The 12,707-nt window shown below is 61.8% G+C and carries 12 protein-coding genes; 5 read left to right on the plus strand and 7 right to left on the minus strand.

Translation table 11 applies throughout. The features are described from left to right. Positions 1-61: 61 nt before the first annotated feature. Together rpsD and ACN9MO_RS07950 are read right to left on the minus strand one after the other, a co-directional pair. Positions 62-679: a 30S ribosomal protein S4 gene (gene rpsD / locus ACN9MO_RS07945; protein ID WP_057248932.1), complete on the minus strand. Its 618-nt coding sequence runs from the start codon at positions 677-679 to the stop codon at positions 62-64. A gap of 227 nt (positions 680-906) precedes the next feature. Beyond that, complete coding sequence (locus tag ACN9MO_RS07950; protein WP_057248931.1) at positions 907-1,434, minus strand: MarR family winged helix-turn-helix transcriptional regulator; 528 nt, start codon at positions 1,432-1,434, stop codon at positions 907-909. A 276-nt stretch (positions 1,435-1,710) separates the two neighbouring features. Here ACN9MO_RS07950 and ACN9MO_RS07955 point away from each other — a divergent pair, with 276 nt between their 5' ends. After that, entirely contained in the window at positions 1,711-1,884 is a 174-nt protein-coding gene (locus tag ACN9MO_RS07955; RefSeq protein ID WP_425987041.1) for a cupin domain-containing protein, read from the plus strand. Between the two features lie 62 nt (positions 1,885-1,946). Here ACN9MO_RS07955 and ACN9MO_RS07960 read toward each other — a convergent pair whose 3' ends face one another. Further along, a complete protein-coding gene (locus ACN9MO_RS07960; RefSeq protein WP_057248930.1) occupies positions 1,947-3,464 on the minus strand; it encodes an ATP-binding protein in 1,518 nt (505 codons plus the stop codon). Between the two features lie 257 nt (positions 3,465-3,721). Between ACN9MO_RS07960 and ACN9MO_RS07965 the strand changes: the two genes are divergently transcribed. After that, complete coding sequence (locus tag ACN9MO_RS07965) at positions 3,722-3,907, plus strand: hypothetical protein (protein WP_156414594.1); 186 nt, start codon at positions 3,722-3,724, stop codon at positions 3,905-3,907. Here ACN9MO_RS07965 and murI read toward each other — a convergent pair. The 3 genes from murI to ACN9MO_RS07980 form a co-directional block, all read right to left on the minus strand. Next, the gene (murI, locus tag ACN9MO_RS07970) at positions 3,904-4,749 is read right to left on the minus strand and encodes a glutamate racemase (RefSeq protein WP_057248929.1); all 846 of its coding nucleotides are present in this window, start codon (positions 4,747-4,749) and stop codon (positions 3,904-3,906) included. The genes ACN9MO_RS07965 and murI overlap by 4 nt on opposite strands. Continuing rightward, on the minus strand, positions 4,736-5,581 hold the full coding sequence (locus tag ACN9MO_RS07975) for an RNA methyltransferase (RefSeq protein ID WP_057248928.1): 846 nt from the start codon (positions 5,579-5,581) through the stop codon (positions 4,736-4,738). Before ACN9MO_RS07975 ends, murI begins: the two co-directional genes overlap by 14 nt. 65 nt (positions 5,582-5,646) lie before the next feature. Then, positions 5,647-7,623 carry an FUSC family protein gene (locus tag ACN9MO_RS07980; protein ID WP_057248927.1) on the minus strand — a complete coding sequence of 659 codons (1,977 nt, stop codon included), beginning with the start codon at positions 7,621-7,623 and terminating at the stop codon, positions 5,647-5,649. Between the two features lie 275 nt (positions 7,624-7,898). On the opposite strand from ACN9MO_RS07980, the gene ACN9MO_RS07985 reads away from it, so the two are divergent. Together ACN9MO_RS07985 and ACN9MO_RS07990 are read left to right on the plus strand one after the other, a co-directional pair. Beyond that, on the plus strand, positions 7,899-9,113 hold the full coding sequence (locus ACN9MO_RS07985; RefSeq protein WP_057248926.1) for an NADP-dependent isocitrate dehydrogenase: 1,215 nt from the start codon (positions 7,899-7,901) through the stop codon (positions 9,111-9,113). Between the two features lie 146 nt (positions 9,114-9,259). Further along, a complete protein-coding gene (locus ACN9MO_RS07990) occupies positions 9,260-9,721 on the plus strand; it encodes a GNAT family N-acetyltransferase (RefSeq protein WP_197417423.1) in 462 nt (153 codons plus the stop codon). 237 nt (positions 9,722-9,958) lie between these two features. On the opposite strand, the gene ACN9MO_RS07995 is transcribed toward ACN9MO_RS07990, so the two are convergent. Next, positions 9,959-10,810 (minus strand): AraC family transcriptional regulator, encoded by an 852-nt coding sequence (locus ACN9MO_RS07995; protein WP_425987045.1) that lies wholly within the window; start codon positions 10,808-10,810, stop codon positions 9,959-9,961. Positions 10,811-11,001: 191 nt separating this feature from the next. On the opposite strand from ACN9MO_RS07995, the gene ACN9MO_RS08000 reads away from it, so the two are divergent. Next, positions 11,002-12,660, plus strand: coding sequence for a SulP family inorganic anion transporter (locus ACN9MO_RS08000; RefSeq protein ID WP_057248923.1), 1,659 nt, complete (start codon positions 11,002-11,004; stop codon positions 12,658-12,660). The last annotated feature ends 47 nt before the right edge of the window (positions 12,661-12,707 follow it).

Raw genomic sequence — 12,707 nt, forward strand, 5'->3', positions numbered from 1 at the left:
GAAAAAAAAAACCGCCCGTTTCCGGGCGGTTTTCGATACGTCACAAGGCGTGAGCCCCGGATTAACGCGAATAGAATTCGACGACCAGGTGCGGTTCCATGACGACCGGGTACGGAACGTCAGAGAGGCCCGGAACGCGGACGAAGGTCGCAACCATCTTGTTGTGGTCGGCTTCGATGTAGTCCGGAACGTCACGCTCAGCGAGCGAAACCGATTCCAGAACGGTTACGAGCTGCTTGGACTTTTCCTTGACTTCGATAACGTCGCCCGGCTTGCAACGGTAGGAACCGATGTTGACGCGGACGCCGTTGACCTTGACGTGGCCGTGGTTGACGAACTGACGGGCTGCGAAGACCGTCGGAACGAACTTGGCGCGGTAGACGATCGCGTCGAGACGCGACTCGAGCAGGCCGATCAGGTTTTCCGGGGTGTCGCCCTTGCGGCGGGAAGCTTCAGCGAAGATCGCGCGGAACTGCTTCTCGCGGATGTCGCCGTAGTAGCCCTTGAGCTTCTGCTTGGCGCGCAGCTGTACACCGAAGTCCGAGAGCTTGGACTTGCGGCGCTGGCCGTGCTGGCCCGGGCCGTATTCGCGGCGGTTTACCGGGGACTTCGGACGGCCCCAGATGTTTTCGCCCATACGGCGGTCAATTTTGTACTTGGACGATTCGCGCTTGCTCATCGCATTTCCTTTCAAACAGTTACACCGGTCTGTTTCCAAACCGGATCAAGGAAACACGCCCTCCTCTGAACCCATTTTCGGGATTCTGACAGGTTTCTCACGATCACGCTGACGGAGAAGCCACGGGACATGTCAAATGAAACACCGGACATTTCTGCCCGGCGTTGGGGCGGCTTTAGTGCGTCCGGCCCCTATTGTCAACGAAATTGTGACAAACCGGCATCCGTTCAAGCCGGATCAACGGCTTCGGCCCGTTCCAGCGAGACGAGCAGTTTCCTGAGGAGCGCCGCCAATGCGGCGCGATCCTCCTTGCTCAGCCCTTCGAGGTACTGCGCCTCGCTGGTCATATCCGCGCGAATCGCCGTTTCCGCAAGCGCTATTCCTTTCTCGGTCAGTCCGACGACGCTGCTTCGGCCATCGGAGGCCGAGCGCTCGCGCACGATTAGCCCAGCCTTTTGCAGTCGATCGAGCCGGTGCGTGAGCCCGCCCGACGAGATCATCAGCAATGTATAAAGGTCGGTCGGCGTCAGGCGATAAGGCGAACCTGAACGCCTAAGCGTCGAGATCACATCGAACTCGCCGCGGTCGAGGCCGAAGGAGGCGAACGTCTCCTCGATCGACGGGCGCACAAGGTTGGAAAGGCGGTAGGCGCGCCCAAGGATGGTCATCGGCTCGGTATTGAGGTCGGGCAGTTCTGCCGCCCACTGCGCCTGCAGCCGGTCGACGTGATCCCTCGCCTCGTTCTCATTCTGCATTGCTCACCTCATTTCATCAATATATCTTGACGAGAAGATAGTTTCGGATAATATCTTCTCGTGAAGATAATTCATCCGCAACGGGAAGCCAACCCGACCGGAGATGGAGGCCAGCATGTTTCATGTCATTCCGCGTGCAGAGCAGAAGCAGAGCCCCAACCGAACCATCCTGTTTGAAGGCGGGCAATACGGCGCACCCATCTCGCTGTTCCTGATGGATGCCGAGCCCGGCCAGGGGCCGCCCTTCACATCCATCCCTATCCGGAGACCTGGATCGTGCATTCCGGCGAAGCGGAGTTCACTGTCGGTGAGCAAAAGATCATGGGCAAGGCCGGCGACATCATCGTCGTCGATCCCGAGACGCCGCACCGTTTCGTCAACACTGGCACCAGCCGGCTGCAGATGACTTGCATCCACGCGTCGGATCGGGTGGTTCAGACCTGGCTCTAGCATTCGTGCGCTTTTGGCTGTGACAGTAGCCCAAAGGCGCGGGAATCGGGAATGGAGGCGGCTTACTCGGCCGCCGTGGCCGTCGTGTTGCCCATATCCGGTCCGTTCGCATCCCCCGGCGCGGTTTCGCTGCCAAGGTCCGGAAAGGCGACGATGCGCTTACCGGAGAAGTCCGCATGGATGACGATCAGCCCGTGTTCCTCGAAATATCCGAGCAGGCGGCGCGCACGACGGGCCGAATGCGTGCCATAGGCGCGCGCAATCATCGCGTCCGAAGGACACGGCAGGCGGCGGACGGCTGCTTGCGCCATCATCAGGAACACGGCCTGAAGATCCTCGGTCACACGATCGGCAAGCTGCAAGGCCTGCGCCCAGGTCTCGGTCGCCGCCGTCTCGGCGTCGACACCGGAACGGGCAACCGCCATCTTGCGGCGGAAGGCACTGAGGGAAAGTGCTGCACCTGACGGCAGGCGGCGAATGCGGCAACGCACCAGGAAGTCCTGGAACAGTTCTGCATCGGGACGGAAGGCCGCCTCCGGATTGGTGAGGATTTCCGCGAAGACGCTGTCGAGCAGGCTTTCTTTCTCGTCAGCGGTCATCTCCGGCTGAACCGGCCTCGCCTCGATTGGCGCTGCTGCTTCCGGCCGCGGGCGTGATAGTTCGGCGAGGATGTCCGTTGTCGGGCGCGGCGGCGCGACCGCGCGGCGCATGATCGGCCGGGTCAACTCGTCCGGGTCCGGCGTGAAGATCAAATCCTCGACGTCCTGCGGCGCCTCCGGCAGCGGCATGAGCTTCGGGCTCGTCGAACGGGCCGATGTCTCGACCGTGCCGATCGTCACCTTCAGCGGTCTGCGCGACAGCGCCGGGCCGAGTGCGACGAAGGAGCCGCGCTTCAGGTCACGGAACATTTCCGCCGTGCGCCGGTCCATGCCGAGCAGATCGGCCGCACGCAGCATGTCGATGTCGAGGAAGGTACGACCCATCAGGAAGTTGGAGGCTTCGGCCGCCACGTTCTTGGCAAGTTTCGCCAGACGCTGCGTGGCAATCACGCCGGCAAGTCCGCGCTTGCGGCCGCGGCACATCAGGTTGGTCATGGCGCCGAGCGAAATCTTGCGCACCTCTTCGGTGACGTCGCCGGCAACGGACGGCGCAAACATCTGTGCTTCGTCGACCACGACGAGCACCGGATACCAGAACTCGCGGTCGGCATCGAACATGGCGTTGAGGAACACGCCGGCGTTGCGCATCTGCTGCTCGATATCGAGGCCTTCGAGCGAGAGCACGCAGGAGACGCGGTGCTGGCGAATGCGGTTGGCGATGCCAATCAGCTCCGCATCGGTCCGCTCGCCCTCGACGACCACATGGCCGAACTTGTCGGCGAGCGTGACGAAATCGCCCTCGGGATCGATGATGCACTGCTGCACCCAGGGTGCCGACTGCTCCAGCAGCCGACGCAACAGGTGCGACTTGCCCGAACCGGAATTACCCTGCACCAGCAGACGGGTGGCCAGAAGCTCCTCGATATCGAGCGAGGCCGATGTCCCTTCGGACGTCGCTCCCATGTCGATGCCGACCTTCATTTCCACCTCTTGCTGAATTGATTCGCGCTCGGGCGCAGACCGCCGAGCCGGCGACACCTAGCACGCTTTTGCCGGAATGCGTGCCTCCGACGCAGAAAACCCACAGGGAATACATGCCGGAAAGTCACCCGGAAAGAACCGGATGCACAAATCCGCTCGCCGCAAGATAAAGTTGAGGTTGGCTGAAGTTCGTACTTTTGCGAGCAAAGGCGAATGCCCATATCGGTTATGGTCGAAGCGTTTTGCCAGGGGCAGTGATGGAACACTACGAAACAGAACAGCAAATGGAGATGAACAATCTCGATCAGCGCATGCGCGACGCTTACAAGGATACGCAACGCATCACGTCAAGGGATGAAGCCGCACGCACCAGCCGCATGCACTTCCGGACCGCCTGCGTGCTGGCTGTCTTGATCGGCATTTCCCTGGCGATCTTCTTCTAGCCGATCGCCTCAGTCCGTCTCGCCCGGTGCTCCACGGCTGCGTCGGGCGTTACCGTCAGGCCGAATCCCTGCATCAGCCGCCGGGTCGCAAAATCTGGCTTGCCGGAGGTAAAAATTGCCGGATCCTGGCCATTCAACGGCTCGAAGCCGTTCGGCAGCGGCACGAGCGAACGCGCCCGCCGGGCAATCGCTTCGGCCGGATCCAGCCAGTCGACAGGCCATGGCGCGAGCTTTCGGAAGACATTGGCCATGAAGGGATAGTGCGTGCAGGCCAGCACGACGATATCGGTCTTCCTGCCGTCCATCTCGACGAAACACGGGGCGATTTCGGCAAGGACCGTCTCATCATCCAGCTTCTCGCCACGAATATAGGCCTCCGCCATCTTGGCGAGGTTCTCCGAGCCGACGAGGCGCACGTGACATTGGCTGGCGAAGGACTGGATGAGATCACGCGTATAGGCGCGCTTGACGGTGCCCGGCGTCGCCAGAACAGACACAAGACCGGAACGTGTGCGCTCGGCTGCCGGCTTGATCGCAGGCACTGTGCCGACGAAGGTCATCTGAGGATAGGCGGCGCGAAGGTCGGCGCCGACCAGCGTGAAGGCGGTGTTGCAGGCGATCACGCAGATTTCCGGATCATGCTCGGAAAGCAGCCGGCCGAAAAGCTCGATCACCCGCGCCTTCAGCGCCGCCTCTTCCCAGCCACCATAGGGAAAGCCGGCGTCGTCGGCCACATAGATGAAATGCCGCTCGGGCATCAGCACCCTCGCCTCGCGCAGCACGGTCAAGCCGCCGATGCCGCTGTCGAAGACGAGAATGGGTTTCAGTTCACTCGCTGTCACCTTTGTCTCGCGCTTTCCTGTTGTGCTCGCCCCTGCTGTGATCACCCGGAGCGCCGGAGCCCCGCGGGTTTTCCCGCGTGAACCGGTCGAGCGAAGAAATGACGCCGCGCAGCACCTGGATTTCGGATTCGGTAAAGGATGGTCTGGTCAGAACAGCGCGCAGGTTTTCGACCAATTTCGGCTTTTTGTCGGCGGAGCGGAAATAGTTGCGCGCGTCGAGCGCTTCCTCGACATGCTCGAAGAGCCCCTGCAGATGTTCCTTGGTTGCCGGCCGCTGCTCGATCGCCTGGAAGGAGGTCTGGTCCTCCGATTCCATGCCGGTCTTCAGCCACTCATAGGACATGAGCAGCACCGCCTGAGCGAGATTGAGCGACGCGAAGGCCGGGTTGACCGGAAAGGTCACGATTTCGTCGGCAAGCGCCACTTCCTCGTTGGTAAGCCCGGTGCGCTCGCGCCCGAACAGGATCCCGGTCTTCTCGCCGCCCTGGAAGCGCTGGCGCAGCGTGCGCGCTGCGACAATCGGAGAGCGGACCGGCTTGTAGCCGTCGCGGTCGCGAGCGGTCGTCGCATAGACGAAGTTGAGGTCGGCAATAGCCTCTTCGACCGAACCATAGAGCTTGGCGCTGTCGATGACGTGGTCGGCGCGGCTCGCAGCCGAGCGCGCCTTTTCGCTCGGCCAGCCGTCGCGCGGATTCACGAGCCGAAGCTCTGCCAGACCGAAATTCGCCATCGCTCGCGCAACCATGCCGATGTTTTCGCCGAGCTGCGGATAGGCGAGAATGATCGCCGGTCCTTCCACCAGAAGTTCGCGCTCGCTGTTCGTACCTGCCATTTTCCCGTGCCTTCGCCTGTCGTTCGGCGCTTCCCTTGCACAAATACCGCGGAAATTAAAGTCCACTACAAATGAAGCCGGTTGAGAGAGACGCCGATCATCTCGAGACCAAGCTCCGCATCGTCCTTCGAGATCGGCAGGTGCCGATCGACCGGCGCACCGATCCGGCCGACCTCGTAGAAATAGGCGGACGCCTTGTCGCGCACCGACCGAACGAGTTCGAGATTGGCGTCGATGTCCTCTTTGAAATCGGTGCCCTCCAGCTCCGCATCCGTGCCGACGCGTCGCGCGAAGACCCGTGCCCAGTAGGTGCAGGCCATGAAGATTGCCAGCGCCTGGCGCACATGGCCGGGGCGCGTCACCAGCTGCCACGGAAGCCCGAGCGGTTTTGCCGCCGCCGCGAGCTCGCGATAGGCCCGGTCGAGCGCCTGAGAGCGGGCAACGAGAACCATGCCGGAAGTGCCGTCCCGCGCAGCCTGCAACAGGCCGATCAGTTCGTCGCACCAGGTCGCGACAGCTGCATCGAGCGTGGTGCGGGTGCGCGTCGGAAAAACGACGAAGGCGACGGCCGCACCGGCGATCGAGCCGATCATGGTTTCCTCGAGACGAAGCTGCAGGAGATGCGGCGTCAGCACGCCCATGAGGCTGTAGACCAGCGACAGCACGACGGAAATGAAGAAGGTCATCGTCGCGTAGGAAACGGCGAGGAAATAAAAGGCAAGAAAGACGCAGAGGGCGCAGAGCGGCAGAACGAGATAGATATTGCCGCCAACCAGCGTGCCGACGACGATGCCGACCACGATGCCAAAGAGGGTGCCTGCCGAGCGCTGCAGCGCCTTGACGGCCGTGTCGCCACGCGAACGTGTGTTTGTGAAGACCAGAAACGCCGCGAGCACCGCCCAGAACCAGCGCTCGCGTGACAGCATCAGCCCGAAGACCATGGCGATGCCGGAAGCAAGCGTGATCTGGATCGCTGCCTTCAGCGCCGGGTCAGTAAGCGATGGCTTCCAGCGGCTTGGTCCGCCACTCATGTGTGCCTGCGGCTCTTCGAGGTCGGCCGGCGTCAGCTTTGCAAGGCTGCGGGCAAGCCTCTGCCTGACATTGCGAAGCCAGAGCAGCGCCTTCACCGTTTCCGCGCGGCGTGGTGCGGCATCGCCGAGCCGCGCGATCTCCTCGTCGATCCGCTCGCCGTCACGCGCCAGCATCGCCTCGACCAGTGCTGGCGGCGGCATCGACTGGAAACTCACCACGATCACGCTTTCGGCCGCGAGATGCAGGTCGAAAAGATTGACGACGACATCGGCCGAGGCGAGGCCCGGCTCCGGTTCCGGCCGCCGGTTCTCGGTCGGAATGAAGCTTTCGGCCATCAGCACCGCTTCCTTCAGCCGTTCTTCCGTCGTGTGCAGCCGACGCCGGTCGACCTCGGAGAGAACCGGCTTGCGGGCGATCTCCGCCAGTTGCTGCAGCATCTGGTCGACGCGGCGCTGCACGCTGGCCGTCGCGCGCAACAGGTCCTGGTAGCGATCATCCGGCAGCAGCCGTGTGCGAACAAGATGCGCGACCGTGGCTGACACCGCCGCGCCGAAGAACAGCGCCGGCAGCTGGTCGAGCGTCGGTCGCAGATAGGCGCCGGTGAAATAGGACATGAAGGCGAACATGCCGACGGCAAAGCCGCGGGGCCCGAAGGACCGGCCATAGACGGCGAGAAATATGATCAGCAGGAAAACGACATCAGATGCGTAGCGATGAGTCTCTAGAACCGATGCAAGCCCGACCATGCAAACACCGACGGCGACGGCGATAATGCGCGTCAGGCGCTGGCCTGCCACCGTCGTGTCGCGAACGGCGAGACCGCCTTCGATCGACAGCGACGCAGCGAGGCCGAAGGCGGCCGGCGGCAGCGGCGCCACGAGATAGTGAAACGCCATCAGCAGCAGAATGGAAACGACGATCGTCGCGGTGATGCGGGAGGCCTGCCGCAGGCGGGAGAAGGCCGGATCGTTGGCAAGAAGCCAATCGCGCATACGGGAACGAAATGCCATCGGATGCCTTTATCTGTCTGCGTTCGCCTCACGTGCGCGTCGCTTCGCGGGGTTCTTTCTGCATAGCGGCAGGCGCGATCTTTGCAAGGCCGGCGCGCTGAAAGCCCAGCCGGAAAGGCGTGCCGAAGCCTTGTGCGAGGCCAGTTTCAACCTCCGTCCAAAGTTTCAGCCAAGCATGCTTTGCCTTGCCGGTTCTGAGTGCTATAGGGCACAGGATTTTTCAGAGAGGAAGGGACATCGCTCCCGCTGTCCCGCATAAGCTACGAGGCATATTCATGGCAAAGATCAAGGTCGCCAATCCGGTCGTCGAGCTCGACGGCGACGAGATGACCCGCATCATCTGGCAGTTCATCAAGGACAAGCTGATCCATCCCTACCTCGACGTCGATCTGGAATATTACGACCTCAGCGTCGAAAACCGCGATGCCACCGAAGACCAGGTGACGGTCGATGCTGCCAACGCGATCAAGAAGCACGGCGTCGGCGTCAAGTGCGCCACGATCACGCCGGATGAAGCCCGCGTCGAGGAATTCAAGCTGAAGAAGATGTGGAAGTCGCCGAACGGCACGATCCGCAACATCCTCGGCGGCGTTATCTTCCGCGAGCCGATCATCTGCAAGAACGTTCCGCGCCTGGTTCCGGGCTGGACCAAGCCGATCATCGTCGGCCGTCATGCCTTCGGCGACCAGTACCGCGCCACCGACTTCAAGTTCCCGGGCAAGGGCAAGCTGACGATGAAGTTCGTCGGCGAAGACGGCAAGGAAATCGAATACGACGTCTTCGACGCACCGTCGGCCGGTGTTGCCATGGGCATGTACAACCTCGACGATTCGATCACCGAATTCGCGCGTGCTTCGTTCAACTACGGCATCCAGCGCAAGGTTCCGGTCTACCTCTCGACCAAGAACACCATCCTCAAGGTCTATGACGGCCGCTTCAAGGACATCTTCCAGAAGGTCTTCGAGGAAGAATTCGCCGAGAAGTTCAAGGAACTGAAGATCTGGTACGAACACCGCCTGATCGACGACATGGTCGCCTCCGCCCTGAAGTGGTCCGGCGGTTACGTCTGGGCGTGCAAGAACTACGACGGCGACGTGCAGTCGGACATCGTCGCCCAGGGCTTCGGCTCGCTCGGCCTGATGACCTCGGTTCTGATGACGCCGGATGGCAAGACGGTCGAAGCCGAAGCTGCCCACGGCACGGTTACCCGCCACTACCGCCAGCACCAGAAGGGCGAGGAAACCTCGACCAACTCGATCGCCTCGATCTTCGCCTGGACCCGTGGCCTCGCCCACCGCGCCAAGCTCGACGGCAATGCCGAACTCGCGAAGTTCGCCGACACGCTCGAGAAGGTTTGCGTCGACACCGTCGAATCCGGCTTCATGACCAAGGACCTGGCGCTGCTCATCGGTCCCGATCAGCCCTGGCTCTCGACCACCGGCTTCCTCGACAAGATCGACGAGAACCTGCAGAAGGCCATGGCTGCCTGATCGGCGCCAGACACGTCGAAAAACACGGAACCCGGCCATGCGCCGGGTTTCTTTTTTACCAGCACCGTCTTTACCAGTACCGTCGCTCAGCTGGTCTCCGCGGCGGCAACCCCTTACGGGAACGACCGATGATCTCATTCAGACCGATGCTTGATAGCGAATACCCGGCCTATCTCGACTATTTCATTCCGGACTACGCCATTGAAATTTCGGCTAACTACGGTTTTTCCGACGCTGACGCGCTGGTGCAGGCAAGACGTGAAATCGCACAAGATCTGCCGCAGGGCGTGAAGACGCCGGGCAACGTGCTGCTCTGTGTGATCAATGAGACCGATTCCAGCCTCATAGGCTACCTCTGGTATAGACCAGACCTCGCCGGCCATTCGGTCTTCATCAGCGATTTCCACATCCTTGCCAGCCAGCAGGGGCAAGGTTTCGCCAAGCAGGCCCTCAATGCACTCGAAACCGAGCTTTCAGCGAAAGGCTTTAAGCAGATAAAGCTGCGTGTCGCCGAGAACAATCGACGTGCCAAACACGTCTACGATGTCGCAGGTTTTCGCGTTACCGGCATCAATATGAGCAAGTTGATCAAGCCTTGCGGGCCGTGAGGGGCGAAAGCCGACGGCTCAATAGCATTGCGATTGCTGGCCACGGATGTACCGGCACTGCAAAACGGCGGACGAAGAGAGGTCGGCTCAGCCGGCCTTCTTGTTTGTGTGGCCGGATGTCTGCGCCTGGATCGGCAGGTGCCATCAGGAAAAGGCCGACAAGGCTTGAAACCTTGTCGGCCGTTCAGAGGTGTTCCACTTCGCCGATCGCAACCGATCACCGACGTCTTGCAAGCCTCACTTCAGCGGCAGATAGATTTCGCTCAACAGCTCCGTCGGCGCCACTTCGCGGGGATTGTTGAGATATTTCTCGAACATCAGGCTGTCGCGGATCTCACGGCCGGACTGTGGCAGCCAGGTGCCGTAGAGCCATTGGTACGCGTTCGGCATATCCGCATAGGGACCCTTGTGGCGCAGCACGGCGTAGCGGCCGCCGTCAAGGTGCTGCTGTGTCAGGGGCGTCTCCACCGGCATCTGTTCGCGAGCGCTGACGCAGGCGAAGGAGCGCAGCTTGTCGGTCGGCACCAGTTCGGGGTCGTCGAGGTAGATGCCGATCATTTCCATGTCCGGCCGGAACAGTTGGCGCGAGAACAAGGTTCCGTAGAGCGTCTCGAACGCCCGCCCGATCTCCATGTAGGAGCCGCTATGGGCGACGCCGACGAGGTCGAAGGCCTCGACCTCCTTGAGGGTGACTTCATACATATCAGGGATTCCTTCCGTTGACGCGGTTTCAAAGGCGACATGGCTGCCCTCCTTCCGGTAGCGCGCCGGCGGCAGCCCGTAAGCTCCCTTGAAGGTGCGGTTGAAGGATTGGAGATTGGGGTAGCCAGAGCGCTGCGCGATCTCTTCGACAGGAAGATCGGACTGGGCGAGATCGGCCGAGGCCCGCTGCAGTCGCAGCCGCTTCACGGTTGCGGCCAGCGTCTCGCCATGGACCGCACGATAGATGCGGTGCCAGTGGTGCGGCGATAGACAGGCGATCTTGGAGAGACGATCGAGGTCGAGATCGCCGTCGAGATGGCCATAAATGTAGTCGCTGACCCTGTGCAGGCGCCGTTCATAGGTCGCCCACGCTACCCGATCGTCCATGTCTACCCTTTCGCGCTTTGCTCACGGATCTGTAGACCATAGATCAATTTGACAAATCCTGCGGACTTCTCCGGCGTACCGCCACAATTTTGCAAGCGCCGCGACTCAAGCTAGCTCTATGTTATTGCCGTCTTGCAGGCTCCGCCCGGAATCCACCGGATACGGAACTCTTCTGGCCGAAGGCCCAGCCGATGACCGATACTCTTGTTCCGAAGATCGTGAGCGTTTTCACTGAAGGATATGACGGCGCCCGCCTGCGCGCCGACGCGATCGCCGGCCTCACTGTCGCAATCGTTGCCTTGCCCCTGTCGATGGCGATCGCCATCGCATCGGGCGTCACGCCTGATCGCGGCCTCTATACCGCCATTGTCGGCGGCTTTCTTGTCTCCTTCCTCGGCGGCAGCCGCTCCCAGATCGGCGGTCCGGCTGGCGCCTTCATCGTGCTGGTCGCTGCCACGGTCAATCGCCACGGCGTCGACGGTCTCCTGCTGGCGACGATGATGGCCGGGGTGATGCTGATTGCTGCCGGCTATTTGCGGCTCGGCAAATACATCAAGTTCATTCCTTATCCCGTCACCGTTGGCTTTACCGCCGGCATCGCGGTGATCATCTTCGCAAGCCAACTGCGCGATCTTCTCGGGATCACGCTTGAGGGCAATGAGCCCGGCCCCTTCCTCGACAAGATCACCGCCCTCGCTGCCGCGATCGACACGATCAACCCGGCGACCGTGGCAACCGCGGCACTGACGATTGCTGTTATCTTCGCCCTGCGCAAGCTGAGGCCGCATTGGCCGGGCATGCTGATCGCGATCGCCGTCGCGTCTGTCGCCGTCGCCCTGTTACACCTGCCGACCGAAACGATCGGCACCCGCTTTGGCGGCATCCCCGGCGGCCTGCCGAGGCCGGCGCTGCCGCCGTTATCCTTCGACCGGGTCGCTGCGGTCTTCCCGGATGCAGTTTCGTTCGCGCTGCTCGGAGCCATCGAATCCCTGCTTTCCGCCGTCGTCGCTGACGGCATGACCGGCCGGCGTCATCGCTCCAGCGTCGAACTGATCGGCCAGGGCATTGCCAACATCGGCTCGGCACTCTTCGGCGGCATCTGCGTCACCGGCACCATCGCACGCACGGCGACGAATGTGCGGGCCGGCGGCACCAGTCCGGTGTCGGGCATGCTGCACGCGGCTTTCCTTCTCGCTTTCATGCTCGTGGCTGCTCCACTTGCAAGCTATATCCCGCTTGCAGCCCTTGCCGGCATGCTTGCGATCGTCGCCTGGAACATGGTCGAGAAGCCGGCCTTCATGGCGTTGTTGCGATCGTCAGGCGGCGATGCCGTGGTGCTGCTCGCCACCTTTGCCATCGTCGTCTTTCGCGATCTGACCGAAGGTATCGTCGTCGGCTTCGCGCTTGGAGCCGTTCTCTTCATCGACCGTATGGCCAAGAGCATCGCCATCGGCAAAGCGAAGCGCCCAGGATCCAGCGCGGAAGAAAATGGCGCCGAGGAACATCCCGTTGCCGCCGACGACCCGGATACGGTGATCTATCACATTTCCGGCGTCTTCTTCTTCGGCTCCGCGGCAACTGTTGGCTCGGTGCTGGACCGGATTGCCGACCAGCGCCGCAACTTCATTCTTGATTGCAGCGACGTGCCTTTCATGGATTCAACCGCGGCTAACGTGATCGAAGGCACCGTCCGAAAGGCCGAACGGACCGGCGTGCGCTTCATCGTTACCGGCGCCTCGCACCAAGTCCGGCGCATGCTGGCGAGCCACGACGTGCACGAGCCACGTGTCGCAACGTTTGCGTCCATCGAACTTGCTCTCGACAACATCCGCGGTGCGACGAAAGAATAGAGAATTCAGAGCGATGCCGACGTTTTCTAACAATTTGAGGACATCGA

This window comes from Ensifer sp. R-19, assembly GCF_049905105.1.
Taxonomy (GTDB): domain Bacteria; phylum Pseudomonadota; class Alphaproteobacteria; order Rhizobiales; family Rhizobiaceae; genus Ensifer.

What these genes read in the sequence shown, in the direction of transcription:
- ACN9MO_RS08000 (WP_057248923.1), top strand. Translation starts at nt 11,002, where the DNA reads ATGACCGATACTCTTGTTCCGAAGATCGTGAGCGTTTTCACTGAAGGA.
- ACN9MO_RS07995 (WP_425987045.1), bottom strand. Translation starts at nt 10,810, where the DNA reads ATGGACGATCGGGTAGCGTGGGCGACCTATGAACGGCGCCTGCACAGG.
- ACN9MO_RS07985 (WP_057248926.1), top strand. Translation starts at nt 7,899, where the DNA reads ATGGCAAAGATCAAGGTCGCCAATCCGGTCGTCGAGCTCGACGGCGAC.
- ACN9MO_RS07965 (WP_156414594.1), top strand. Translation starts at nt 3,722, where the DNA reads ATGGAACACTACGAAACAGAACAGCAAATGGAGATGAACAATCTCGAT.
- ACN9MO_RS07990 (WP_197417423.1), top strand. Translation starts at nt 9,260, where the DNA reads ATGCTTGATAGCGAATACCCGGCCTATCTCGACTATTTCATTCCGGAC.
- ACN9MO_RS07980 (WP_057248927.1), bottom strand. Translation starts at nt 7,623, where the DNA reads ATGGCATTTCGTTCCCGTATGCGCGATTGGCTTCTTGCCAACGATCCG.
- ACN9MO_RS07950 (WP_057248931.1), bottom strand. Translation starts at nt 1,434, where the DNA reads ATGCAGAATGAGAACGAGGCGAGGGATCACGTCGACCGGCTGCAGGCG.
- ACN9MO_RS07960 (WP_057248930.1), bottom strand. Translation starts at nt 3,464, where the DNA reads ATGAAGGTCGGCATCGACATGGGAGCGACGTCCGAAGGGACATCGGCC.
- ACN9MO_RS07975 (WP_057248928.1), bottom strand. Translation starts at nt 5,581, where the DNA reads ATGGCAGGTACGAACAGCGAGCGCGAACTTCTGGTGGAAGGACCGGCG.
- rpsD (WP_057248932.1), bottom strand. Translation starts at nt 679, where the DNA reads ATGAGCAAGCGCGAATCGTCCAAGTACAAAATTGACCGCCGTATGGGC.